At 50.7% G+C, this 22,348-nt stretch carries 16 protein-coding genes and 1 other annotated feature; of the genes, 10 read left to right on the plus strand and 6 right to left on the minus strand.

Going from position 1 to position 22,348, the window contains the following annotated elements; genetic code table 11:
• Nucleotides 1-8: 8 nt before the first annotated feature.
• Both GT1_RS04965 and GT1_RS04970 read right to left on the minus strand, forming a co-directional pair.
• Complete coding sequence (locus GT1_RS04965) at nt 9-1,469, minus strand: sigma-54 dependent transcriptional regulator (protein WP_188397790.1); 1,461 nt, start codon at nt 1,467-1,469, stop codon at nt 9-11.
• Nucleotides 1,466-4,033 (minus strand): PAS domain S-box protein, encoded by a 2,568-nt coding sequence (locus tag GT1_RS04970; protein ID WP_188397791.1) that lies wholly within the window; start codon nt 4,031-4,033, stop codon nt 1,466-1,468. Before GT1_RS04970 ends, GT1_RS04965 begins: the two co-directional genes overlap by 4 nt.
• Before the next feature lie 214 nt (nt 4,034-4,247).
• On the opposite strand from GT1_RS04970, the gene GT1_RS04975 reads away from it, so the two are divergent.
• From GT1_RS04975 to GT1_RS04985, 3 genes are all read left to right on the plus strand, one after another.
• Complete coding sequence (locus GT1_RS04975) at nt 4,248-6,146, plus strand: [Fe-Fe] hydrogenase large subunit C-terminal domain-containing protein (RefSeq protein ID WP_188397792.1); 1,899 nt, start codon at nt 4,248-4,250, stop codon at nt 6,144-6,146.
• A 179-nt stretch (nt 6,147-6,325) separates the two neighbouring features.
• Nucleotides 6,326-7,633 carry a uracil-xanthine permease family protein gene (locus GT1_RS04980; protein WP_188397793.1) on the plus strand — a complete coding sequence of 436 codons (1,308 nt, stop codon included), beginning with the start codon at nt 6,326-6,328 and terminating at the stop codon, nt 7,631-7,633.
• A gap of 4 nt (nt 7,634-7,637) precedes the next feature.
• Nucleotides 7,638-8,600 carry a P1 family peptidase gene (locus GT1_RS04985; RefSeq protein WP_188397794.1) on the plus strand — a complete coding sequence of 321 codons (963 nt, stop codon included), beginning with the start codon at nt 7,638-7,640 and terminating at the stop codon, nt 8,598-8,600.
• A gap of 262 nt (nt 8,601-8,862) precedes the next feature.
• On the opposite strand, the gene GT1_RS04990 is transcribed toward GT1_RS04985, so the two are convergent.
• The 3 genes from GT1_RS04990 to GT1_RS05000 all read right to left on the minus strand — a co-directional run bounded on the left by GT1_RS04990 (nt 8,863) and on the right by GT1_RS05000 (nt 13,036).
• The gene (locus GT1_RS04990) at nt 8,863-10,029 is read right to left on the minus strand and encodes an aminotransferase class I/II-fold pyridoxal phosphate-dependent enzyme (RefSeq protein ID WP_188397795.1); all 1,167 of its coding nucleotides are present in this window, start codon (nt 10,027-10,029) and stop codon (nt 8,863-8,865) included.
• Nucleotides 10,026-10,505, minus strand: a complete 480-nt coding sequence (locus GT1_RS04995; RefSeq protein WP_188397796.1) for an Lrp/AsnC family transcriptional regulator — start codon at nt 10,503-10,505, stop codon at nt 10,026-10,028. The genes GT1_RS04990 and GT1_RS04995 overlap by 4 nt, the downstream gene beginning before the upstream one ends.
• 49 nt (nt 10,506-10,554) lie before the next feature.
• Nucleotides 10,555-10,764, minus strand: a binding site (T-box leader).
• A 100-nt stretch (nt 10,765-10,864) separates the two neighbouring features.
• On the minus strand, nt 10,865-13,036 hold the full coding sequence (locus GT1_RS05000; RefSeq protein ID WP_188397797.1) for a UvrD-helicase domain-containing protein: 2,172 nt from the start codon (nt 13,034-13,036) through the stop codon (nt 10,865-10,867).
• Nucleotides 13,037-13,190: 154 nt separating this feature from the next.
• On the opposite strand from GT1_RS05000, the gene GT1_RS05005 reads away from it, so the two are divergent.
• Genes GT1_RS05005 through fliB form a run of 3 tightly spaced genes read left to right on the plus strand, consistent with a single transcriptional unit; the run spans nt 13,191 to nt 16,007 of the window.
• Nucleotides 13,191-14,615, plus strand: a complete 1,425-nt coding sequence (locus GT1_RS05005) for an MFS transporter (RefSeq protein WP_188397798.1) — start codon at nt 13,191-13,193, stop codon at nt 14,613-14,615.
• Between the two features lie 60 nt (nt 14,616-14,675).
• Nucleotides 14,676-15,065 carry a YkvA family protein gene (locus tag GT1_RS05010; protein ID WP_223226060.1) on the plus strand — a complete coding sequence of 130 codons (390 nt, stop codon included), beginning with the start codon at nt 14,676-14,678 and terminating at the stop codon, nt 15,063-15,065.
• Nucleotides 15,066-15,095: 30 nt separating this feature from the next.
• Nucleotides 15,096-16,007 (plus strand): flagellin lysine-N-methylase, encoded by a 912-nt coding sequence (gene fliB / locus GT1_RS05015; RefSeq protein WP_188397799.1) that lies wholly within the window; start codon nt 15,096-15,098, stop codon nt 16,005-16,007.
• A gap of 18 nt (nt 16,008-16,025) precedes the next feature.
• Here fliB and GT1_RS05020 read toward each other — a convergent pair whose 3' ends face one another.
• On the minus strand, nt 16,026-17,273 hold the full coding sequence (locus tag GT1_RS05020; RefSeq protein WP_188397800.1) for a hypothetical protein: 1,248 nt from the start codon (nt 17,271-17,273) through the stop codon (nt 16,026-16,028).
• Nucleotides 17,274-17,461: 188 nt separating this feature from the next.
• Here GT1_RS05020 and GT1_RS05025 point away from each other — a divergent pair, with 188 nt between their 5' ends.
• The 4 genes from GT1_RS05025 (at nt 17,462) to GT1_RS05040 (ending at nt 22,341) form a co-directional block, all read left to right on the plus strand.
• Nucleotides 17,462-17,788 (plus strand): DUF1904 family protein, encoded by a 327-nt coding sequence (locus GT1_RS05025; protein ID WP_075756963.1) that lies wholly within the window; start codon nt 17,462-17,464, stop codon nt 17,786-17,788.
• A gap of 34 nt (nt 17,789-17,822) precedes the next feature.
• Entirely contained in the window at nt 17,823-19,571 is a 1,749-nt protein-coding gene (locus tag GT1_RS05030) for a sigma 54-interacting transcriptional regulator (RefSeq protein WP_188397801.1), read from the plus strand.
• A 336-nt stretch (nt 19,572-19,907) separates the two neighbouring features.
• On the plus strand, nt 19,908-21,116 hold the full coding sequence (dpaL, locus tag GT1_RS05035; RefSeq protein ID WP_075756965.1) for a diaminopropionate ammonia-lyase: 1,209 nt from the start codon (nt 19,908-19,910) through the stop codon (nt 21,114-21,116).
• A 34-nt stretch (nt 21,117-21,150) separates the two neighbouring features.
• Nucleotides 21,151-22,341 carry a YgeY family selenium metabolism-linked hydrolase gene (locus GT1_RS05040; protein WP_188397802.1) on the plus strand — a complete coding sequence of 397 codons (1,191 nt, stop codon included), beginning with the start codon at nt 21,151-21,153 and terminating at the stop codon, nt 22,339-22,341.
• The last annotated feature ends 7 nt before the right edge of the window (nt 22,342-22,348 follow it).

The following is a 22,348-nucleotide window of genomic DNA, read 5'->3' on the forward strand; positions in this document are numbered from 1 at the left end:
GGACTCGTTTAATTATCTTGTATTAATTTTTCCAGCCGGTAGGAGAGCGACCGGCGGGACAGACCCAGATAGGAGGCGGCGGCCGATTTGTTGCCATTGTGCATTTCGAGAGCCGCGACAATGATTTGGTCCACATAATCATCCAGTTTAAACGGACTGGATGGGAGAAAGACCGGAGCATTCGGTATAAGGGTATTGGTCTGGGGGCCGGAACGAAGCGGTTCGTTGCTGGCTGTTATCTTTAGATGCTTGGCCCTGAGTTCCGTATCATCAAACATAAAGACCGACCATTCAACGACATTCTGCAGTTCACGGATATTTCCCGGCCAGGAATGGTGAAGTAAAATCTGGACAGCTTCGCTGCTCACAGAGCGGAAGCGCTTACCCTTTTGCTTGGCAAAACGATGGAGAAACATTTCGGCAAGCGGCACAATGCTATTGCTTTGCTCCCTGAGAGGGGGGATAAAGATTTGCCCCACATTCAGGCGGTAGTACAGGTCGCGGCGAAAGGTGCCTGCTGCGACGGCCTGGGACAGGTTGCGGTTGGTAGCGCATACGATGCGCACATCGGACTTGATTTTTTTCAGGCCGCCCACGCGGTAGTACTCTTTTTCCTGCAGCACCCGCAGGAGTTTGGCCTGCATTTCCAGCGGCATTTCACCAATTTCGTCCAAAAATAACGTACCGCCTGCTGCTAGATCCAGCTTGCCCTTCTGGCCCTTGGCAAGACTGCCGGTAAAAGAACCTGCCTCATAACCAAATAGTTCACTCTCAAACAAACTAGGGGTCAAAGCCGCACAATTAATGTCCACAAAGGGGGCGGCAGCCTCCTCGAACTCGGCATAATGGATGAGTTTGGCAATCATTTCTTTGCCGGTGCCTGTCTCGCCCTGGATTAAAACCGGGATAGACCGGTCGCGGTGATACATGAGGGCCTGGGCGTAGATATTTTGCATAACGGTACCAAAGAGACCGATTTCGCCAATTCCTTCAGCTTTGGCTGCCAGCATGCGCAACCGGGAATTCTCTTTGGTGGTTTCCAGGGTGGCGGCTTGCACCTCCTGGTCGAAGTGGTCGGTGAGGCGCCGGTTTTCGCGCAATAAGCCCTGATGTTCGGCTACCTTTTCGATAATAATGGATAGCTCCTGAATATTGATAGGCTTCAGCAGGTAGTCGAAGGCGCCCATGCGCAAGGCTTCAATGGCAGACTCCATGGAACCATGGCCGGTAAACAATACAATGTCGGTATAGGTGCCGCAGGGCATATCTTTAATATGTTTCAGTAAATCGATGCCGGACATGGCAGGCATTCTGATATCTGTTAAAATCATTGGGAAGCTTCCGGCTAAAAAGGCCGCCAGCGCTTCCTCCCCATTGCTGCATTCGGTTATTTCATGTCCATGCCGGCGCAGAAATTTGCCGACCGACGTACGGCTGCCGGTATCGTCGTCTACTAACAGGATATTCAACAGGCATCCTCCTCTTTTAGGTTATCCGATGCTTCAATCAGGGGAAAGGCCAGCCGGAAGGTGGCCCCGCCGTTCTCATTATTCATGATGGTTATCTGGCCGCCGTGAGAGGTAACCACCGATTTGACAATAGCCAGTCCCAGCCCCATCCCATTGTTTTTGGTCGAAAAGAACGGGGTGAATATTCTTTTGCGCAGTTCTTCGGTAATGCCTGTGCCATTATCGGAAATCTGCACAATGATTTTATCGTGCAGCAGTGTTTCGATTTCAATTTCTTTTACCGGCTGCTCTAAACCGGCCAGGGCGTCGATGGCATTACTTATCAGATTGAGAAAAACATGCTCCATATGTGCCAGTGAGCCGTACATTTCCAGCGGATCTTCGGCAAGCTTCAGCGTTAGGGATATATCGGCCGCGCCTGCTTGCGAAAAGGTCATTTTGACTGCATTGGTGATGGCGCTTGTGAGGCTGAAACGTTGATTGGTACTTTGCTGGCTGGTGCGGATAAGGTCGCGGATATAATTGATAATATTGGCGATTCTGGCCGACTGTTCGGAGATGGTTTGCACATCTTCCAGGAACTCTTCCACCTGGTAGGTCTGACCATCCTTGTACCACATTAAGATACTGTCGGCAGTTACTTTGATAGAATTAAGCGGCTGATTAATTTCATGGGCAATGCCTGCCGCCATATTGCCTAAAAAGGCCAGTTTTTCGGTCCGGCTGATTCTGTTTCTGGCAGCCGAGAGTTCAGCCTCAGCCTCTTTCCGGTCAGAGATGTCGCGGGAAATGCAGAGCCCGACAAGTTCCTCGTTAAGGGCAAATATGTGCGCATTCACCTCTGAGGGGATGGGTCTTTGGTCCTTGGTTAAATGATCAAATTCAAAAATAGCCTGCCGTGAGGTCAGTAATTTCTCCATGTGCGAGGTGGCGGCAGCCTTTCCCTGGCCTGACATGGTGTCCAGCATCGACAAAGATAGGAGTTCATCGCGGCTATAGCCCAGCCGGCGGCAGGCAATATCATTTACTTCGATAATTCGTCCGGGCAGGCCCTGGGGAGTGATTTTCCAAACAAAAATGGAATCCTGCACACTGTCAAACAATTGACGGTAACGCTTTTCCACAGCTCTTCTCGTAAATATTTCCTGAGCCAGTGTAGCATTGGCATTGGCCAACTGGCGGGTTTGCTCTTCGATGTTTTTTTCCAGCCGCCGGTAGGAGCGCTGCAATGCCTTGTCGGCTTCCTTGCTGTCGTGAATATCCAGGCAGCAGCCAATATACCCGGCAAAGGAGCCATCCGGGGTCTGCCGGGGGATACCGATAAGCTGAACCCAGCGGTATTCGCCGTCATGGCGCAGCATCCGGCACTCATAGTCAAATTTTTCCCGGTTTAGCGGTTTGTCGGGCTCTTTCTCCTGGGGATGAAGGCGGCAGTCCCAGGAGATATCGCTGCCTTCTTCCCAGGTCAGGCCGGTATATTCCTGCCACTGTTTGTTGACAAACACGCAGCGGCTTTCCCGGTCCTCCATCCATACCATGAAGGGAATATGGTTGGCCAGGTAGCGGAATAACTCCTGGCTTTCGCACAATGCCTGTTCGGCCTGCTTGCATTCGTTGATGTCGGTCATTGTGCCAATGATGGCCGGCTTGCCGCCGATTTCAAAGTAACTGCTCTGGACCTTTACATAGCGGAGGCCGCCTGTCTGTGACAATAATCTGAGCTCATAGGTAACAGGCTCTGTTTGAGTGGTTAATTTTTGGTGGATAATTTCATGCACTGAAGCCCTGTCATCCGGGTGGATATAGTCATACACGTTGGTGATGGCCAGCAGCTGCGCGCGGGAGTACCCGGTGATGGCAGTAAAGCCCTGGCTGACATATACCAGTTTGCTGCCTTGAATAACATAGATACCTGTCAGTGAGCTTTCCACTAAACTGCGGTACTTGACTTCGGCTTCGGCCAGCAATTCGGTAAAGCTTTGATGGCTTTGCAGATAGATGATCAGCCGGTGCAATAGTATTGTGCCGGCGATATGGCCGATAATTATGAGCAGAAAAATGTAGCCCCAGGAATTCAGGCCTGTGCCGCCGTTTATTGCCGGAAAAGAAAGATATACATAGGCCAGTGAGCACAGGCAGGCAAACAGGGCTGCCTGTACCAGCTTCCGGCAGGTAAGCCGGTTGCCGAAGCGTTTGAGCATACAGGCTGTAATGAGTCCGCAAAAGGGCGAGCCCATTGCCCAGGGAACCCAGTCGACACTGCCAATGGCCAGGAAAATGGCAGTGGTGGTTAGGCCGACCAGTGCGGCTTCAATTAGCCCGACATGCACAGCCGTCAGCAAGATGGCAACCATGCTGAGGTTTGCACCAAAGCTTTCTTTCTCCAATAGAGGGATGGCGGCAATAAGGGCCAGCAGCGAAAAAAGGAGCAGTCCGGGAAAATTGATTCTGGTGGTTGTACGGTAAATTGCCAGGGGAAACCAATGTAAAAACAGCAACAGGATGGCCGCCATCGCGCCGATATTCTCTAATAATTGCAAGAGTGCAATTACTATATCTGTCATTCATAACACCTCAATATGCTTCTATTCGCGGTCATTCGTCAGATTCCTTGAGAAAATTGGCGAAATATAGAAATTGTATATCAGCCAATCTTGGCGCAATCAAGAAATAAGAATTGTCGCAATTTGCAGAAATGTATACTTTGACTTACGAATCTTGCTGTAATATAATAACAGTGCAATAGTGATAAAAATAACGTACTCGCAGGTGATTGTTTTGAGTAAAGACATTTTATTAACCAGGGAAGAACTGTGTGCCGGCTGCAACAAGTGTATAGCCAAATGTCCGACAAAAGCCAATGTCGCTTATGAACTTAATGGGGAAAACAAGGTCAGGGTGGATCAGGAACGCTGTATTCACTGTGGGGAATGCCTGGATGTGTGTGATCATAAGGCCAGGGATTTTACCGACGATACGGAGCGCTTTTTTGCCGAGCTTAAGCAAGGGACAAGCATCTCGGTCATTGCCGCACCGGCTGTGCGTTTTAATTTTGGCAATTATAAACGCTTGTTTGGGTATCTGAAATCCTTGGGAGTCAAGGTGATTTATGATGTATCCTTTGGCGCCGACATTACCACCTGGGCCTATCTGAAAGCCATCAGAGAACAACAGCTGCGTTCGGTGATTGCCCAGCCCTGTCCGGCAATTGTCAACTATGTTCAGAAATTCCGGCCTGAACTTATAAACAGTCTGGCGCCTATTCACAGTCCCATGATGTGTACGGCTGTTTACTTGAAACAATATAAGAATGTCCAAGACAAGCTGGCATTTTTATCACCCTGTATCGGTAAAATTGATGAGATTCATGAAAAAAACACCAACGGCTTAGTGCATTATAATGTAACTTATGCCAAACTGGAGCAGTATCTGGAGAAAAACGGAATTAACCTGGCTAATTATCAGGAAGCCGACTTTGAAGACGCAGGCTGTGGTTTGGGCTTGACCTTCAGCCGGCCAGGCGGTCTCAGGGAAAATGTTGAATTCCATGTCAAGGATGCCTGGATACGGCAAATTGAAGGGCCGGGGCATGTGTATCATTATTTGGATGAATATGCCCGGCGCGACCGGCAGGGTAAGCCTGTCCCGCTGCTTGTCGATGTGCTTAACTGCCTGTGCGGCTGTAATATTGGCACAGGCACCAATAAGGCTATTGCTATTGATGATATCGACTATAAAATGAATGAGCTTAAACAAGCCAAGATAAAAGAGCAGAGCAAACATAAGCTGTTTAAGAAAGCCTACGCTTTATTTGAGCAGTTTGACAAAGAGCTGCGGCTAACGGATTTTGTCCGCCGGTATGAGGATAAGTCGGTTGCCACGACTGCGGTGAATGCACAGGTGCTGGAGCCTGTTTTTGCCGAACTGCATAAGCCGGATGAGACCTCACGCAGTGTCAACTGCTATGCCTGCGGCTTTGGCAATTGCCGTGATTTTGCCGCCGCTGTGGCGCAAGGCATCAATCATGTGGAAAACTGTATTGACTTTAACCGCAAAGAAGTGGAAATCGAGAAAAAACTGCTGGCGAAGAGCACCGAGGAAGTTCAGGATATGCTGGTTAAGACCAAGACCCTGGCGGAAGAGCGTGAACGTTCCGGTCAGGAACTCCGTGAACGGGTAAAGGATATTCTTGACGCCATCAATGAAGTTTCGCTTGGCAGCAGTGAAAATGCCAAGAGTATTGAGAACATCAGCGGGGAAGTGCATTATATCTTCAAAACAGCCACCGAGCTGAGAGACAGTGTCTATGAAGTGGAAACCAAACTGACTGAATTCACTCAAGCCTCAGACGAAATTGTGGGTATCGCCGGTCAGACTAATCTTTTGTCGCTGAATGCCAGAATTGAAGCGGCGCGGGCTGGCGAGCAGGGCAAAGGCTTTGCCGTCGTGGCTAACGAGGTTGGCGTGCTGGCGGACAGAACCAAAACGGTGGTTACCTCGACCAAAAGCAGTGAAGGCGATATCAGGCAGCAGGTAGTTAAAATCATCAGTATTTCCGACGAATTGGAACAGAAGATGGAAACAGTCAATAATGAAATTACCAATATTTCAGCAACTGTGCAGCAGGTAACTGCCAAATGCCAGGAAATTGCCGCAACAACGGCAATGCTGAGATAAATGGATTGAGAGCCGGCATCCGGAACCTTGCGCTTAAGGTTCCGGATTCTTTTCTTTCAATACAAAGCCCGGCACAGGCGGCCGCTATGCAAACGGTGAAAGCAGGCAGAGCAGGGAAATGTTAACAAATGGAGAAGATAATAACAAACAAACCGGGAAACCAGACGGGGAGGATAACCTTGGAAACTGTAAAATTTAAGTATCTGCTGGATGACCATCTGCCACCTGCCGAAACGGCTGTGTATGGCTTGCAGTGGTTTTTGGTCACGGTTCCCTGCATTATTATCCTTGGGGCCATTGCGGGCGGCATTGCTGACGGTGATTCCGCTGCCGGGCAACTACGGTATCTGCAAAAACTATTTTTTCTCACAGGCCTGATTATGCTGGTGCAAGTGCTGCGGGGGCACCGGCTGCCGCTGATTGTGGGCCCGGCTGCCGTGCTGTTGAGCGGTATTGTGGCCATCCAGTCCACCACCGGTGGAGCGGCTTATTTCTCTATGGCGTTATGTGGCTTGGTATTGGCCGGCTTGAGCTGGTTTAAGCTGCTGCATCGCCTAAGCCGGTTGTTTACGGTGCGGATTGTCGGGATTGTGTTGCTGCTGATTGCGTTTACCCTGCTGCCGACAATTCTTAATCTAATTACGGCAGGGTCGGATAACCCATTTACCCAGCTGGCCTTTGCTATGATTATGATTCTGCTGCTGTTGTTAGGTCAGCGAATATTGCCTGATATCTTAAAATCGACTTTGGTAGCCTGGGCGCTGTTGGTTGGCAGCCTGGCGTATTACACCTTGGTTGCCGGTGCCTGGCCGCAGACAGCGCCGACGCCGGCTGCGGCCGGTGGCTGGCAGTTGGCTGTTGCCGGTTTTCAATTTGACTCTGTGGTTTTTATCTCTTTTCTCTTTTGTTTTTTGGCACTGACAGCCAATGATCTGGGCTCAATTCAAAGTATTGCCGGCTTACTGGGGGTTACTGATGCCGCCAAACGCAGTAATGACGGCTTGTTTGTGACCGGGCTGGGGAATGCGCTTGCCGGCTGCATGGGAGTTATTGGTCCGGTTAACTATTCACTCAGCAGCGGTATTATGCTTGCTACCGGCTGTGCTTCCCGTTTCCCTCTGGCGGTGGCTGCGGGCGCGCTCATCATTGTCGCATTTATACCGGCCATTATCGGGGTTTTTTCTTATGTACCGCCGGTTGTAATCGGCAGTCTATTATGTTTCATTATGTGTTCGCAGGTGGCGGCAGGGATGCTGGTATTGGGCAAAGATTTGGAAACATCAGGGTTTGAGACCGGTATGATTGTAGGCTTGTCGCTGATGCTTGGCACCCTGGCGGCTTTTTTGCCCGCCCAGGTGACCGCCGCTATTCCCGCAGTTGTCAGGCCGCTGGTCACCAACGGCTTTGTTGTCGGCATTACGGCGGCTCTTTTACTGGAACATGTGATATACGCCCAGACGGGTAGTAAAGCAAAGCAAAGGCGGTAACAGCATGGTAAAACTAACCGATATTCCTGGCATCAAAATAGGGCATGCCCATGACCTGGCAGCCCCTACCGGCTGCACGGTCATCCTTTGCCCTGAGGGCGCAACCGGCGGGGTGGATGTGCGTGGCGGCGCACCCGGTACCCGTGAGACCGACCTCTTAAACCCGGTAAATTATGTGGATAAGGTGCATGCGGTATTGCTGGCAGGCGGCAGTGCCTTCGGCCTGGATGCGGCGGCCGGAGTTATGCAGTATCTGGAAGAACAAGGTATTGGTTTTGATGTCGGTGTAACCAAAGTGCCGATTGTCGCCGGTGCGGTGTTGTTTGATCTAACCTGCGGCAGCTATCTGGTCCGCCCGGACAAGGCGATGGGGTATGCGGCCTGTCTGGCTGCCGGCACTCAGGCTTTGAGTGAAGGCTCGGTGGGAGCCGGGGCGGGAGCCACTGTTGGCAAGGTGTTTGGCCTGGAGCATGCGATGAAGGGCGGGATCGGTGCCGCCTGTCTGACTGCCGGTGAGCTGATGGTGGGAGCGATTGTCGCCGTTAACTGTCTGGGCGATGTGGTTAATCCGGCTGACGGCAGTATCGTGGCCGGAGCGTTTCAACAAGAACCGTTTGCCTTTTTGCGCTGCGAGGACGGCATGTTGGCCAACGCGGAGCAAACAGGCAGCCGTTTTGCCGGCAATACCACCATTGGTGCGGTTGTCACCAATGCCGTCCTGACCAAGGCGCAAGCGACCAAGGTGGCGTCAATGGCGCACAATGGCTATGCCAGAACCATTCGTCCGGCCCACACCCTGTTTGACGGTGATACGATATTTGCCATCGGCACCGGACAGGTGACTGCCGATATGAATGCCATCGGCGTACTGGCGGCAAGAGCGGTGGAACAGGCTGTGCTGCGCGCGGTGACTCAGGCGGCAGCCTTGGCCGGGTTTAGGTGTTATCAGGATATCAGCCGTGAGTAACCAAATAAAAGGCGAGATTGCAGACCAATGTCTGCAATCTCGCCTTTTTAGTCCTAACAGAAAGTATAACTTTCTTAAAAGCAGGATAAGGGCAGCATCGACTTGCACTGTCGCCAAAGGCTTGGCGCAAGCCGTGTTTTCTTTATAATTTTACCATACCCTGGTAAATCCCGTGACCCTCCGGCCATTGCCGGGAAAAGCGTTCCACAGGAGAAAAGCCGGGCGGTATTCCGTTAAAAATTCGTACTCTGCCTCAGTAGTACTACAGCCGTTGTTTCACAAACCGGCCGATTCGTTCCAAGGCTGTGGTAAGGTTATTGATGGAGGAAGCATAGGAGCAGCGGACAAAGCCTTCACCGCTTTCGCCAAAGGCATCGCCGGGGACTACGGCAACCTTTTCCGCTTTTAGGAGCTCTTCGGCAAATTGTAGTGAGCCTAAGCCGGTTTCTTTGATGGAAGGAAAGATATAGAAGGCGCCTTTGGGTTCAAAGCAGCTTAGCCCCAGGCTGCGCAGACCGTCGACCATCAGTTGACGGCGGCAGTTGTATTCGGCCACCATTTTTTCCATATTGACTTTGCCGTTCCGGAGAGCTTCGACGGCGGCAAGCTGGGCAGTGATGGGGGCGCAGAGCATGGTGTATTGGTGGATTTTGTTCATGGCGGCAATAAAATCAGGATTGGACAGCGCATAGCCGATACGCCAGCCGGTCATGGCATAGGCTTTGGAAAAGCCGTTTAACAGAATTGTGCGGTCACGCATATCAGGCAAACCGGCAAAACAGGTATGGGTTCCCTCATAGGTCAGGTCGGCATAGATTTCGTCTGAAATAACAATCAGGTCATGCTTTTTAGCAAATTGGGCAATGGCACTCAGTTCCTGTTTGGGCATAATGGCTCCTGTCGGGTTGTTGGGATAACCGATCAGGAGGGCTTTGGTGCGGGGGGAAACCAGCTTTTCCAGCTGTTCTACGGTAACGCGGAATTCATGCTCCATGCTTGTCGGTACAGGCACAGGGGTGCCGCCGGCCAGCAGGACACAAGCCTTGTAGGAAACATAACAGGGTTCAGGGATGAGGACTTCGTCCCCCGGGCTGAGGATGGCCCGAATGGCCAAATCGAGCGCTTCGCTGACGCCGACAGTAACCAGCGCTTCTTTGCGGGGGTCATAGCTAACCTTATAGGTATCATATATAGTTCGGGTAATTTCTTCTCTAAGCTCCAACAGGCCATAGTTGGAGGTGTAAGCGGTATATCCTTTGTGCAGGCCGTGGACGCAGCTCTCTCTGATATGCCAGGGAGTGACAAAGTCAGGCTCGCCGACACCCAGGGAAACGACGCCTTTCATTTCGGCGGCAATGTCAAAGAACCGTCTGATGCCTGAGGGCGGGATGGCTTTAACGGTAGGTGAGATTCGTTCATCCCAGTTCATGGTGACACCACCAATCGATGGTCTTCTTCACGGTCATCAATAATAACACCGGCATATTTGTAAGGTTTGAGCATAAAGTGGGTGGCGGTGCTGAGAACACCGTCAATGGTGGATAATTTGGTGGCTACAAACTTGGCGACTTCTTTCAGTGATTTTCCTTCTACCATTACACTGAGGTCATAGCCGCCGGACATGAGATACAGGCTGGTAACCTCGGGAAACCGGTAGATGCGCTCGGCAATGGCGTTAAAGCCCACTTCCCGCTGGGGAGTGATTTTAACCTCAATCATGGCGGTTACTTTGTCGACACCGGCTTTTTCCCAATTGATGATGGGATGGTACTTGACAATGATTTTTTCTTCTTCCAGCTGTTTAATTTGTGAAGCTACCTCTTCTTTTGAACGGTTGAGGATGGCTGATAATTGTTCCACCGGCTGGGCACAGTCTTTTTCTAAAAGCTCCAATAATTCTCTCACAGTAAATCCTCCTAATTTATAATTTGTGAAATAAAAAAATCCCGTCCTTGAAAAGGACGAGATTATTGTTCCCGCGGTACCACCTAAATTAGCCATACGGCTCACTTGATCCTGTTAACGCCAGGCACGGTAAAGCTTACTAAGTTTCAGCCCACAGCTCAAGGGTGGCTTTCCCAAAATTGTCTTCCGCCGGTTTTCACCCTAGCCGGCTCTCTGGTGGGTAAGACAGTTTTGCTACTTTCCCTATCATCACGTGTTCCCATGTTAAGTTTTTTATAGAATAGCATAAAAAATGGCTGAGAGCAAGCAAAATGTTAAGTTTTTTTAATTTTCTTACGCGATCCGGTCATGGGTATAATTTAGCCTTTCAGCAAGGGAGTAAGCCTTCCCTGATGGAAAATGTGCAGGTAATACATGGCCCGGGACATGGCGACATAGAGCAGCTTGGCATCCTGATAATCGGCAGTGAATTTCCTGTCAGAAGCATTCCAGATAATAACACCGTCAAACTCCAGTCCCTTAGCCAGCAGTATGGGGGCGACGGTGATGCCGCCATGGTAACTCAACTCGCTGCTGGTAATCAGGTGGAGATTGGCAAGCTGGGCAGCGGTGGCTTGCAGCCCCTCATAGAGTTTGTGGCTGTCGGCTTCTCCTTTGGTAAGGATGCCGATAGATTTACAGCCCAGGCTTTGAAATTCTTCAATGGTCTGGATGGTTCGCTGCAAGGCGGTCAGGGCGGTGGGGGCCTCTTCAATAACCGGCTGCCGGCCGATCTCATAGACCGGAATGGCCTTAGACCGGTCGGCAGGCACGACCTTGTTGAACAACTCGACAATTTCTTTGGCTGAACGATAGCTGAAATTGACTTCATAGTAACGGCATTTGGCTTCGGCAAATACCTCTTTTAAAAGTGACTGCCAGCTGGTAAGTCCCCGGTCGGTATGGATGGCCTGGGACATATCGCCCATGATGGTAAAGGAGGTATTGCGGGAAAGCTTGAGGAGGATGAGGTATTCCAACAGGTTGATGTCCTGGCCTTCGTCAATGGCAATATGGTCAAACCTTTCCACATGGTTGAAGCCGTCCAGCAGGTATTTGAGATAACATAGCGGTGCCAGATCGTCGCGGTCGACCTGGCCGGACTCAAGGCTTGCCAGGGTGTGAACTGTCAGTACATCGACGTTAATGCCAGGCGGTTTTACCTTGCGCCAGGCGGCTTTGTCCTGCATAAGTCCGGCATAAGCCGGTAATAATTCCAGAAACGGCCATTTGGTAAAATGCTTTTTATCAAATGCTTCACTTTCGGCAGCATAACGGGCTGCCGTTTTTTCGTCGGCGTGTGCTTCGCCCCGTTTATAGCGTGCTTCATAGACTTCCACAAAGTTTTTTAGCCGGAAGCGGATATATTTTTGCAGGGATTGCAGCCGTTCGTTATAGGGAACAGAGGCGCCTTCCAGAACTTTTTCCAGCTGTTGTTCCCTGGTAATGGTCAGTTGATTGTCAAACAGGCTCAGTTCTTTCAGTTTTAGGCAAAATTTTTCTAACCGTTTTTCCAAAAATATGTCCATTACCTTGATAAACTCAGGTGTGCCTTTCCACCTGGCTGCGGCGGCAAGCTCTTTGTTAGCCGGCGCTGTCTGGCTGATAACCGGAGCAAGCTGCATAATGGCGGCCGCCATGTCGGAAAACGTTGTCTGGTTGACATCCTGGGCATCAATTTCAGGCAGCAGGTCGGAAATATAGTCTAAAAAGATTTTATTGGGAGCCACAATGACCAGTTTTGCCGGGTTGAGCTTTTCATTGTACAGCAGGTAGGACAAGCGGTGCAGGCCGATGGTGGTTTTGCCTGAGCCGGCTACCCCCTGAATGATAGTGACTTGATTTAGCGGTTCGCGGATAATCTGGTTTTGTTCTGACCGGATGGAGGTAACAATATCTTTCAGGCGGTCGCCGGCACCCTGCAATAGCCGTTCAAGCAGAAACGGGTCGGCAATCAGCGATTCTTGCTGCCGGGACATGATTTTGCTTAAAATGTTGTCCTCCGACATGGAGATAAGCTGCCGGTCTTCAATCTTATACTGGCGTTTGAGGCTGACATCACCGGTGTAGGTGTAGCGGCCCAGTACTTCATAGCTGGCGCGTCCGTCCTGGGCTTCGTAGAAAATAGTGGATACCGGATCGCGCCAGTCGAACACCAGGATATCCCGGACACTTTCAATATCCAGTTTAGCCACTTTTGTCCGGCCGATGTAATACTGATCAAAAGTCCCGGCCCCGTCTTCCCGGAAATCCACCCGGCCAAAATAGGGACAGTCCAGTGCCTGGGCGATATCGGCAGCTTTACGTGCATGGTCGCTCTTCATGAGGGAGTGGACATAGGCGCTGACTTCATCTTTGGTGGACAGTGACTTGTTAATTTGGTGCACCCGGTTGTCCATATCGTTTTCCAGATCTTTAATAATCTGCTGCATGTTTTTGATGGTTTCGGATAAATGCTGTTGTTCATGGAGAAAATCAGGATGATTGCTCATGGCTGTTTACCTCGCGTTCGCTTCTTCAGTACCTTAACATTGTGTTTCAGGTCTGCTAAAATAGTATAGGACGATGGTATACTATTTAGCAAGTGGTTTTGTCATGTCTGGTAATTTAACAGGTCTGTATACCGATAATGAGAGGAGTAGCCGCGTGCAAGAAAGGCTGCAAGGTTATAGCTATTATAAATGGCTGATTTTTGGTGTTGTTGGCACCGGAACGTTCATGTCCACCCTGACTGCATCGATTGTTAATGTGGCTTTGCCGCCCATTACCACCGCGTTACATAGCAATATTGCCACAGCCCAGTGGGTGGTAACTGCGTATTTGCTGGTGATTACCAGCCTCTTGCCGCTGATGGGACGGCTGGGTGATGTACTGGGGCGCAGTAAACTGTTTGGCTATGGTTTTGCCGGCTTTACGGCAGCCTCATTATTATGCGGGACAGCCAGTTCCATTGGGATGCTGACCGCCTTTCGCGTGCTGCAGGCCATTGGTGCCTCTGTGTTAATGGCTAATGCCATGGCCATTGTCACCAGTTTTTTTCCGCCCAACGAACGGGGAAAGGTGCTGGGAATGATTGGCACTATCGTGGCGTTGGGCAGCCTGTGCGGACCGGGCTTAGGCGGCCTGCTGGTGGAAGCTTTTGACTGGCATGCTATATTCTTTGTCAATATTCCCGTAGGTGTGCTCGGTTATGCCGGAGCACGGCTGATTTTGCCTGTTGACCGGGAGCGGCGGCAGGAGACGATCGATTATTTAGGTGCCGCCCTGTTTGCGGCAGGCATGGCCAGCTTGCTGCTGGCCCTGAATAATGGCACCGAGTGGGGTTGGCTTTCGCTGATGACACTTGGCTGTATCCTGTTTTCCCTGGTCCTGTTTGTGCTGTTTATCCGGTATGAAAAGCGTGTAGCGCAGCCAATGCTGGAATTATCGATATTTAAGAACCGGGATTTTTCCACAGGCAATTTGGCAGGACTGCTCTCCTTCATGGCCATGTTCAGCAGCAGTTTGCTGGTCCCGTATTTTCTGCATGATATAATGGCTTTTTCGCCGGGCAAGATTGGCCTTATTATGTCGGCCTTTCCTTTGGTTATGGCGGTGGTTGCACCGCTCAGCGGTATGTTGTCAGACAAGGTCGGCCCGGTGGCGTTAACCACCTCGGGCCTGGGAGTGCTGGCAGCGGGGTTGGTGATTACGGCAAATCTGCAGGCTGGTTCGGGTTTGTGGTTGATTTTAGCTTCCCAGGCACTTATGGGCTTGGGTAACGGTTTGTTTCAGTCTCCTAATAATAATAGTGTGATGAGTGCTGTCGAGCCCCGGCAGTTGGGGGTGGCCGGCGGCATCAATGCCCTGGCGCGCAATTTTGGCATGGTCTGTGGCACCGCTTTGGCGGTAGCTATTTTGGAGCATCAGCGTATGGTCAGCCTGAGCGGGCTTAGCCAGCCAACACCGGCGCAGCAGGCGGCCGCTTTTATGGACGGATATCAGGCGGCGCTGTTTGTCGGTGCCGGCCTGGCTGTCGCCGGGATGCTGATTTCCTGTAAGCGGGCCGGCAAGCCGGTGTCAGGGCAGTGAGAACTGGTTTTAAGCAAGGCCGGTGGATTGCGGGAATTTTGCTGTTAGGTTGGTGATAGTGTGAATAAGGGAGCACGCCTGTTTCAGTTTGGAGTCTGGCTGAAGCTTTTGCGGGATAATGGCATGATCTTATACTATGCCTGGCGGCATCCCCTGACTCCTAATTATCTTAAAGGCATATTGGCGGCGCTGGTTATCTATTTGCTTAGCCCGATTGATCTGCTGCCCGATTATTTGCCTTTGCTGGGCATTGCCGATGATGCTGCCCTGGCTACCGGTGCGCTGCTGTATTTGACCAGGCTGCTGCCTGCGCCGGTATTGGCGGAAAGCAGGCGGCAAAGTGAAAAATGGGGCAGACGGATGCCCTATATTATTGGCATCCTAGCCATAGCCGCCATCGGCTGGATTGTTTTGGTAATAGCCCTTTTCCGTAAGGTTTTCTTTGAATAGTGTAAACTGTATACAGGGATAGTGAGAAGAGTGTTTATTTACACCGATATAGTAGCGCAATTTTCCTGTCAAATGTGTGGCGCCTGCTGCCGCAATCAGTGGCAGGTTACCCTGAGTGAAACCAGCTACCGGCGAAATGAAGCGCTGTTTGCTGGCACCGGGCGCCAGGCCGAATTTGATCAGGCGTTTATCAGGCTGCAGGAGCCGGCAGGGTATGGTGAATATGCCTATATCGCCAAACAGGCCGGCGGCGGTTGCTGGTTTTTGGATACCGGCAACCGGTGCCGGCTGCATCGTGAGGCCGGTCACAGCCAGCTTGACGCTGTCTGCCAGACCTTTCCCCGCTACCCCATGAGCACGGCGCGGGGGATTGAACTGACGCTCAGCTTCAGCTGCCCGGCGGTTCTGAAACTGGCTGACCGGGAGGCGGCGCTGAGCATTGTCAAAGCGGAGAAACAGCCAACCGCAGTAGCCGATGACAGCTATGCGGTTGCGGTGTACCCTGTTCAGCAGCCGGCCAGGAAGCCGCTGCATTATTACTTTGAACTGGAAACCCATTTTATTGATATCCTGCAATACCGGGGGTTGCCGCTCAGTGAGCGGTTAGACTTTCTTGCCGATACCGTTAATGCGGTAAATGGCTTAGCCCAGGATGAGACCATCGGGAGAGCGCTGACAACCTTATTCCGCAGCAATTATGATTATTTGGACAGGCTGGCTGTTGCCCGGACGCCGTCTGTGACGGCGCCCGGAGCCGGGTTGCTTGAGAATTTTCTGGTGAGCTTTGTCTTTAAAAAGCCTTTTTATATTTACGGGCTGGACAAGACTCTCCATTTGCTGCAGCGCATGTGGCAGCAAATTGTGAATGCCGATGATATGACGGCGGTCATTAGGAAACTCGAGTTTCAATATGGCCATGACCGCAAGGTATTGTTGGGTTAGCCGGGAAAACCAGGGCTGTTACCTTGTATGCAAGGTATAGTTGTTCAGCACAGTTCCGTTTTGGTCGATGAATTTGATTTGGATGGGCTTGTTGAAGTTCAGGGATAACCGGTCAAGGGGAATCATTTTGTTGGTGACAGAGGGGAACCACATCCGGTTATCTGACGGGCTCTTGGTTCTGACACTGACAGTCAGGTCGTTGCCTGTCTGCACAACCCTTTCGATGGCAATGCCATAGCCTTGGTCGGCTACCGAGCCGATATGGGCGTACAGCACCAGCTGCCGGCCAAAATCAATGTCGGCGGCTTTTTCGATAATTGCATCAGGGATGCCGAGCGGATTGGCCGGATCAGGCTTTGCCAGCAGAACTCCCAGCTTCATATTGGCCGGGTAGCCGCTTTCCCGCCAGCTCCAATCGGTATAATTGCTGTTAAGGTACAAGATCCGCTCGCCGACCGGCACCACCGGCACGGCCGTGACTGAGGTCCGGTAACCGAACAGGCTGGCCGGACGATAGGTGGCAGGATACTGGCTGTTGCCGATGCCGCGGATGGTAGTAATCACCCACCTGGCACCGCTGCGTTCCAAATCAACTTTGAAGGTTTGGCCGCTGGTTTTTACCTGGACAACCGCCTTGTTGCCGGCTACCGATAATAAGCTGAAACGGTCTTTGACTTTGTCAAAGCCAAAGATGCCGGCATTGTCTCTTACCACCTCCACCGGATCACTGGAATGGATACCGCCGCTGACTATGGTTTTAACGCTGGTAATCCTCCATTGGTCCCTGGTTTTGCTTAACAGGACCTTGAAGGTTTTGCCGCTGGTGGTGTGCACGAGAACGACTGCTTCGGTTGAAGTGCTGGACTGCAGGGTAAAGTTATCACGCCGGGCATCAAACCCATAGGTTGCGGCGGCTGCTTTAACCACTGCCACCGGTGAGCCGGAACCCTTGTGCTGCTCGGTGGGGCGGTCACGGTCGCGGTCTTTATCGCCTTTCTTATTGGGCTGTTCCTTATTTGGCTGCTGCTTATCAGGCTGTTCTTTGTTGGGGCGTTCCTTATTCGGCTGTTCCTTAACAGGGGCGGGAGTTTTGCTTTCCTCAACCGTGGGGGCAGGTGCGGCAACCTGGGGGTTTTCGGCAGCATAGGCCGTGGTTATGGGGAGGCCTGGCAGCAAAGCCGAGCTTACAATAGCGGCGCCGGTAAGCGCGGCAAGTAAGCGTTTGTATTTTCGCTTGGCACTTTTTCTGCGGCTGGTGTGCTTCATAACATGCTCCTTTCATTGCAAGGATTTGATAGGATTTTTATTATTGTCTGCGAAACTGTTTGAGAACAATCTAAGCATTTTATGGCTGATTATCCAGTTAAGTTTTTATCCCGCCAAAACCTGTGATCTTGACAAAAATAAAGTCCGGGTACTAAGCTAATAGTAAAACGATCAAGGAGGAAACCACTATGCCGCAACTGATTATCAAAGGCATGAATATCGAAACAATTAAACAGCTAAGCAAGCCGCTGGTTGACGAGTTGACGCAGATTATCGGCTGTCCGCGTGAATATTTTACTATCGAGGCCGTACAGAGTGTTTTTATCCAGGACGGCCAGGAACAGCCGATTACTCCGTTTGTGCAGGTGAACTGGTTTGACCGGGGGCAGGCAGTGCAGGATCAGGTGGCGCAGGCTATTTGCCGGCAGGCACAGCGCGCCGGCAGCCCGCAGGTGGAGACTTTTTTTGTAGTTTTAGAGGAAAGCAGGTATTACGAGAACGACAGACATTACTAAGGCGTCTTGGCGCAGGACAGGGGAGGCTGGCCGGATGAAACAGTCGGAATTGCAGGAAATCCAGGATACTGTACGGCAATATGCCCAGATCATTTCCCAGGTTATTAAGGTCGATGTAGAGATTGTTGACAACTGTTTGGTACGGATTGCCGGTACCGGGATCTATCAGGACCGTATCAACGAAGATATGTCGGCAGAAGGTTTGGTGTACAAGCAGGTGCTGGCGACCGGTGAGCCGCAGGTTATTCAAACGCCGGGAGAGCATCCGCTCTGCGTGTTATGCCCCAAACATGGCTGTTGCAGTGAAGAAATGGAAATGTGCACCCCGATCAAACTAGGCAGCGAAATTATCGGGGTTATCGGTCTGATTTGCTCCACCCCGGAACAAAAACAAAATCTGCTGGGAGACTTTGAGACTTACCGCCAGTTTTTGCTCCAAATTGCTGAATTCATTAGTGCCAAGGTGTATGTGCAGCGGGAAAACGAACGTTACCAGGCCATGATGCAGCTCCTGAGCCAGGTTGTCGACGGGGTGGACAAAGGGGTGCTGGTGTTGGATTCTCACGGCCGGATAGCCCACAGCAACAGCACTGCCGTTAAACAGCTGCTGCTCAGGCCGGATACGATGCAGCAGGCCATCGGTATTGAAGCCACCGGCGACTCTTTGTTAGGGGTTGAGGAATATAAGGTTACTGTTGGCGACAGAACCTTTAAACTCATGGGTGAAATGCTGCTGCTGGAACCGGCCTTGGCTCCCTTTGAAAGAATTTTTATCTTCAACGAAATGAAAAAATTTAAGTCAGGCATTTATGGCCTTACGAATGTAGGTCCCCATGTAAGTCTGCAGAATATTGTCGGTTCGTCGGAGGCTATTTGCCAAGTCAAAGACAAAATTCTTAAAATTGCCGACTCTAACTCTACTGTGCTTATTACCGGCGAAAGCGGCACAGGCAAGGAGTTGATTGCCCGGGCAATTCATGCGGAAAGCAGCCGGCATGACAAGCCGTTTATTGCTATAAACTGTGGCGCAATTCCGGACACACTCTTGGAAAGCGAGCTGTTTGGCTATGTGAAGGGCGCCTTTACCGGCGCCGACCCGCGTGGTAAAATCGGGAAATTTGAGCTGGCCAACAAAGGGATTATTTTTCTTGATGAAGTCGGCGATATGCCGCTATATTTGCAGATTAAGCTTCTCAGGGTGCTGCAGGAGCGCAAGCTGGTAAGGATTGGTTCCAACCAGGTGATTGAACTGGATGTGCGGGTAATTGCCGCCACCAATCGAAATCTTAAGGCTTTGATCAGAGAAAATAAATTCCGCGAGGACTTGTATTACCGCCTGAATGTTATTCCGATCGAAGCGCCGCCGCTGAGGAACCGGCTTGAGGACATTCCTGCCATAGTGAACAGCATGATTGAAAAGTATAGCGGGTTGTTTAACAAAGCGATTAAGAAGATTACCCCGGAGGCCTTGGCTATATTAATGCAGTACTCCTGGCCGGGCAATGTGCGGGAAATGGAAAATACCATAGAGTTTATGATTAACATGGCTGATGAATCAGGCCTGCTGACAAAAGATACCTTGCCTAAGAATGTGATGGAGCTGGCCGAACCGGTGGCCGTGGATGCCAGCCCTTCTATCCGCCCATTGCGGGAAATAGAGCGTGAACATATTTTGCGGGCCGTTAAGGTGTATGGCCCAACCACCCAGGGCAAACAATTGGCAGCCAAACAGTTAGGTATCGGTATTGCCACTTTGTACCGTAAACTAGAAGATATAACATAATCTGAATTTTTTATCAATATGATAAAAATGACGGAAAACGACAGAACAAACCATTATCAAAATGATATTTTTTATCATTTTGATAATGGTTTGTTCGCTGTTGTGCCAGGAAAAGAAGATGGCAAAGGCTAATTTACTGTGTCATTGCGGTAAAAGTATGGGATATTTTCCAGGTGCCTGCAGGGTGCCAACAGGCTTAAACAGCGGGGAATTTATTGTGTTAATTATGATGGATAAAAAAAATCCAATCTAATCATGCTAACAACAGGAAGAATTGGCATAAAATTTGCAATTAATGTTAGCCAGAAGCATGTGAAAGAGGTGTAATTTACAGACATGGAAACTAAAATTAAATGGGCAGCTAATACCAGGCTGGGAGGCAAGGCTTCCACCCATTTTCTAAGTCAGCAGGAAATTGAGAAGGTCAAAAAATTTCATCAGAGCTTTCCCGAATACAGCCGTACTCCGCTCCGCAATCTGAGCAATTTGGCTAAATACCTGGGGGTAGCCGGTGTTTATGTTAAAGACGAATCTTACCGGTTCGGCCTAAATGCGTTTAAAGTACTGGGGGGCTCCTTCGCGATGGCTAAGTACCTGGCACAGCGTTTGGGTAAGGATATCGCCGACCTGGATTATGCCACCCTGACTTCTGATGCCGTGCGGGCTCAGTTGGGAGAAATTACTTTTGTTACCGCCACCGACGGCAATCATGGCCGGGGTGTGGCCTGGACTGCCAACCGGCTCAAGCAAAAATCAGTGGTGTTTATGCCCAAAGGCTCCTCGCTTACCCGTCTGGAAAACATCCGGGCCGAAGGTGCGGAGGCGTCTATTATTGAAGGCAACTATGATGATGCCGTGCGTTTGGCTGCTGAAAATGCCGAAAAATACGGCTGGGTGGTAGTACAAGACACCGCCTGGGACGGCTATGAAGAAATTCCTGCCTGGATTATGCAGGGGTATGGCACCATGGCCGCGGAAGCAGATGAGCAGCTGGCCGAATATGGGGTTGCGCAACCTACCCATGTATTTTCTCAAGCCGGCGTAGGTTCACTGGCAGGCGCCGTACAGGGATATTTTGCCGAAAAATATGGCGCAGATTATCCAACCACTGTTATTGTCGAACCCGACCTGGCCGATTGTTTGTATAAATCCGTGCTGGCTAATGACGGCAAACCGCATGCGGTAACCGGCGATATGCCGACAATTATGGCCGGTCTGGCTTGTGGGGAACCTAACACCATCAGTTGGGAAATACTCAGGGATTACAGCCATATGTTCTTCTCCTGTCCTGACTGGGTAGCCGCTAAAGGCATGCGTTTGCTAGGCAATCCGCTTGCCGGCGACGATAAAATAATCTCCGGCGAATCAGGTGCAGTACCGGCAGGCCTGTTGGCCCAGCTGCTGCTTTGCCCCTGCCTGGCGGAAGCCAAGGCCAAACTTGGTCTTAACGAAAAATCGCAAGTTCTCTTGATTAGCACCGAGGGGGACACCGACCCGGACAAATATCGCAGCATTGTTTGGGATGGCGAGTATCCAAGCTTTTAGGGAGCCGTTACATATTAAGAATGGAGTGATAATCATGATGACCAAAGCAAGAGAAAACGCCCTGGTGGCTTTATGCCAGGAATTAATCCGTCAGCAAAGTTACTCAGGCGAAGAAGATAAAGTAGTAAACAGTATCGAAAACGCGTTTAAAGAGCTGGGTTTCGATGATTGGACTGTCGATGACTACGGCAATGTAATCGGCCATATTAAAGGCAGCAAGCCTGGTAAAAAAATCTTGTTTGACGGTCATATCGACACCGTACCTGTTCCTGATGACTCCAAATGGCAGCATGCTCCCTTTGCCGGTGAGATTGCCGATGGCCGGATCTATGGCCGGGGCGCGTCCGATATGAAGGGGTCTGTCAGTGCCATGATTGCCGCCGCTGCCTTCTTTGCCCAGGACACCAAACGCAATTTTGCCGGTGATATCTATGTGGCAGGCGTCGTTCACGAAGAAATATTTGAAGGTGTTTCCGCCCGCTTGATCAGCAAAAATGTAAATCCTGATTATGTGGTTATTGGCGAAGCCTCTGAGCTTAACCTCAAACGGGGGCAGCGCGGCCGGGCCGAAATTGTGGTGGAAACCTTCGGTAAACCTGCCCATTCAGCCAATCCCGACAAAGGCATCAACGCCGTATATAAAATGGCCGGACTCATTGAACGTATCCGCGGGCTTGAGACTACTTCCATGCCGGTTCTGGGCAAAGGTATCCTCGAACTGACTGATATCAAATCCAGCCCATACCCTGGCGCTTCGGTTGTACCTGACCACTGCCGCGCTACCTATGACCGTCGCCTGCTGGTTGGTGAGACCAGAGAATCTGTCATTGCCCCCATTCAAGAGCTCATTGCCAAGATGGAGCAGGAAGACCCTGAGTTTAAAGCCAAAGTTTCCTATGCCGTGGGTGTAGAGAAATGCCATACCGGAGAAATTATCGAAGGCGAACGTTTCTTCCCCGGCTGGTTGTATGACGAGCAAGACGAATTTGTTCAAGCTGCCTACAAAGGATTGAAAGAGGCCGGCATTAACCCTGAAATCACTCAGTATTCCTTCTGCACTAACGGCAGCCACTATGCTGGCGAAAGAGGGATAAAAACCATTGGTTTCGGTCCGTCCAGAGAGAATCTGGCCCACACTATTGACGAGTATATTGAAATTGAACAGCTGGTTAAAGGGGCCGAAGGCTTTTATGGCATCATGAAATCAGTATTAAAGCCAGAGTAGGTGAAAA

The sequence above is a fragment of the Sporomusa sp. GT1 genome (assembly GCF_014634905.1).
GTDB lineage: Bacteria > Bacillota > Negativicutes > Sporomusales > Sporomusaceae > Sporomusa > Sporomusa sphaeroides.

Coding starts and splice junctions, on each gene's coding strand:
- GT1_RS04970 (WP_188397791.1), bottom strand. CDS start 4,033: ATGACAGATATAGTAATTGCACTCTTGCAATTATTAGAGAATATCGGC.
- GT1_RS04985 (WP_188397794.1), top strand. CDS start 7,638: ATGGTAAAACTAACCGATATTCCTGGCATCAAAATAGGGCATGCCCAT.
- GT1_RS04990 (WP_188397795.1), bottom strand. CDS start 10,029: ATGAACTGGGATGAACGAATCTCACCTACCGTTAAAGCCATCCCGCCC.
- GT1_RS05000 (WP_188397797.1), bottom strand. CDS start 13,036: ATGAGCAATCATCCTGATTTTCTCCATGAACAACAGCATTTATCCGAA.
- GT1_RS05020 (WP_188397800.1), bottom strand. CDS start 17,273: ATGAAGCACACCAGCCGCAGAAAAAGTGCCAAGCGAAAATACAAACGC.
- GT1_RS05025 (WP_075756963.1), top strand. CDS start 17,462: ATGCCGCAACTGATTATCAAAGGCATGAATATCGAAACAATTAAACAG.
- GT1_RS05030 (WP_188397801.1), top strand. CDS start 17,823: ATGAAACAGTCGGAATTGCAGGAAATCCAGGATACTGTACGGCAATAT.
- dpaL (WP_075756965.1), top strand. CDS start 19,908: ATGGAAACTAAAATTAAATGGGCAGCTAATACCAGGCTGGGAGGCAAG.
- GT1_RS05040 (WP_188397802.1), top strand. CDS start 21,151: ATGATGACCAAAGCAAGAGAAAACGCCCTGGTGGCTTTATGCCAGGAA.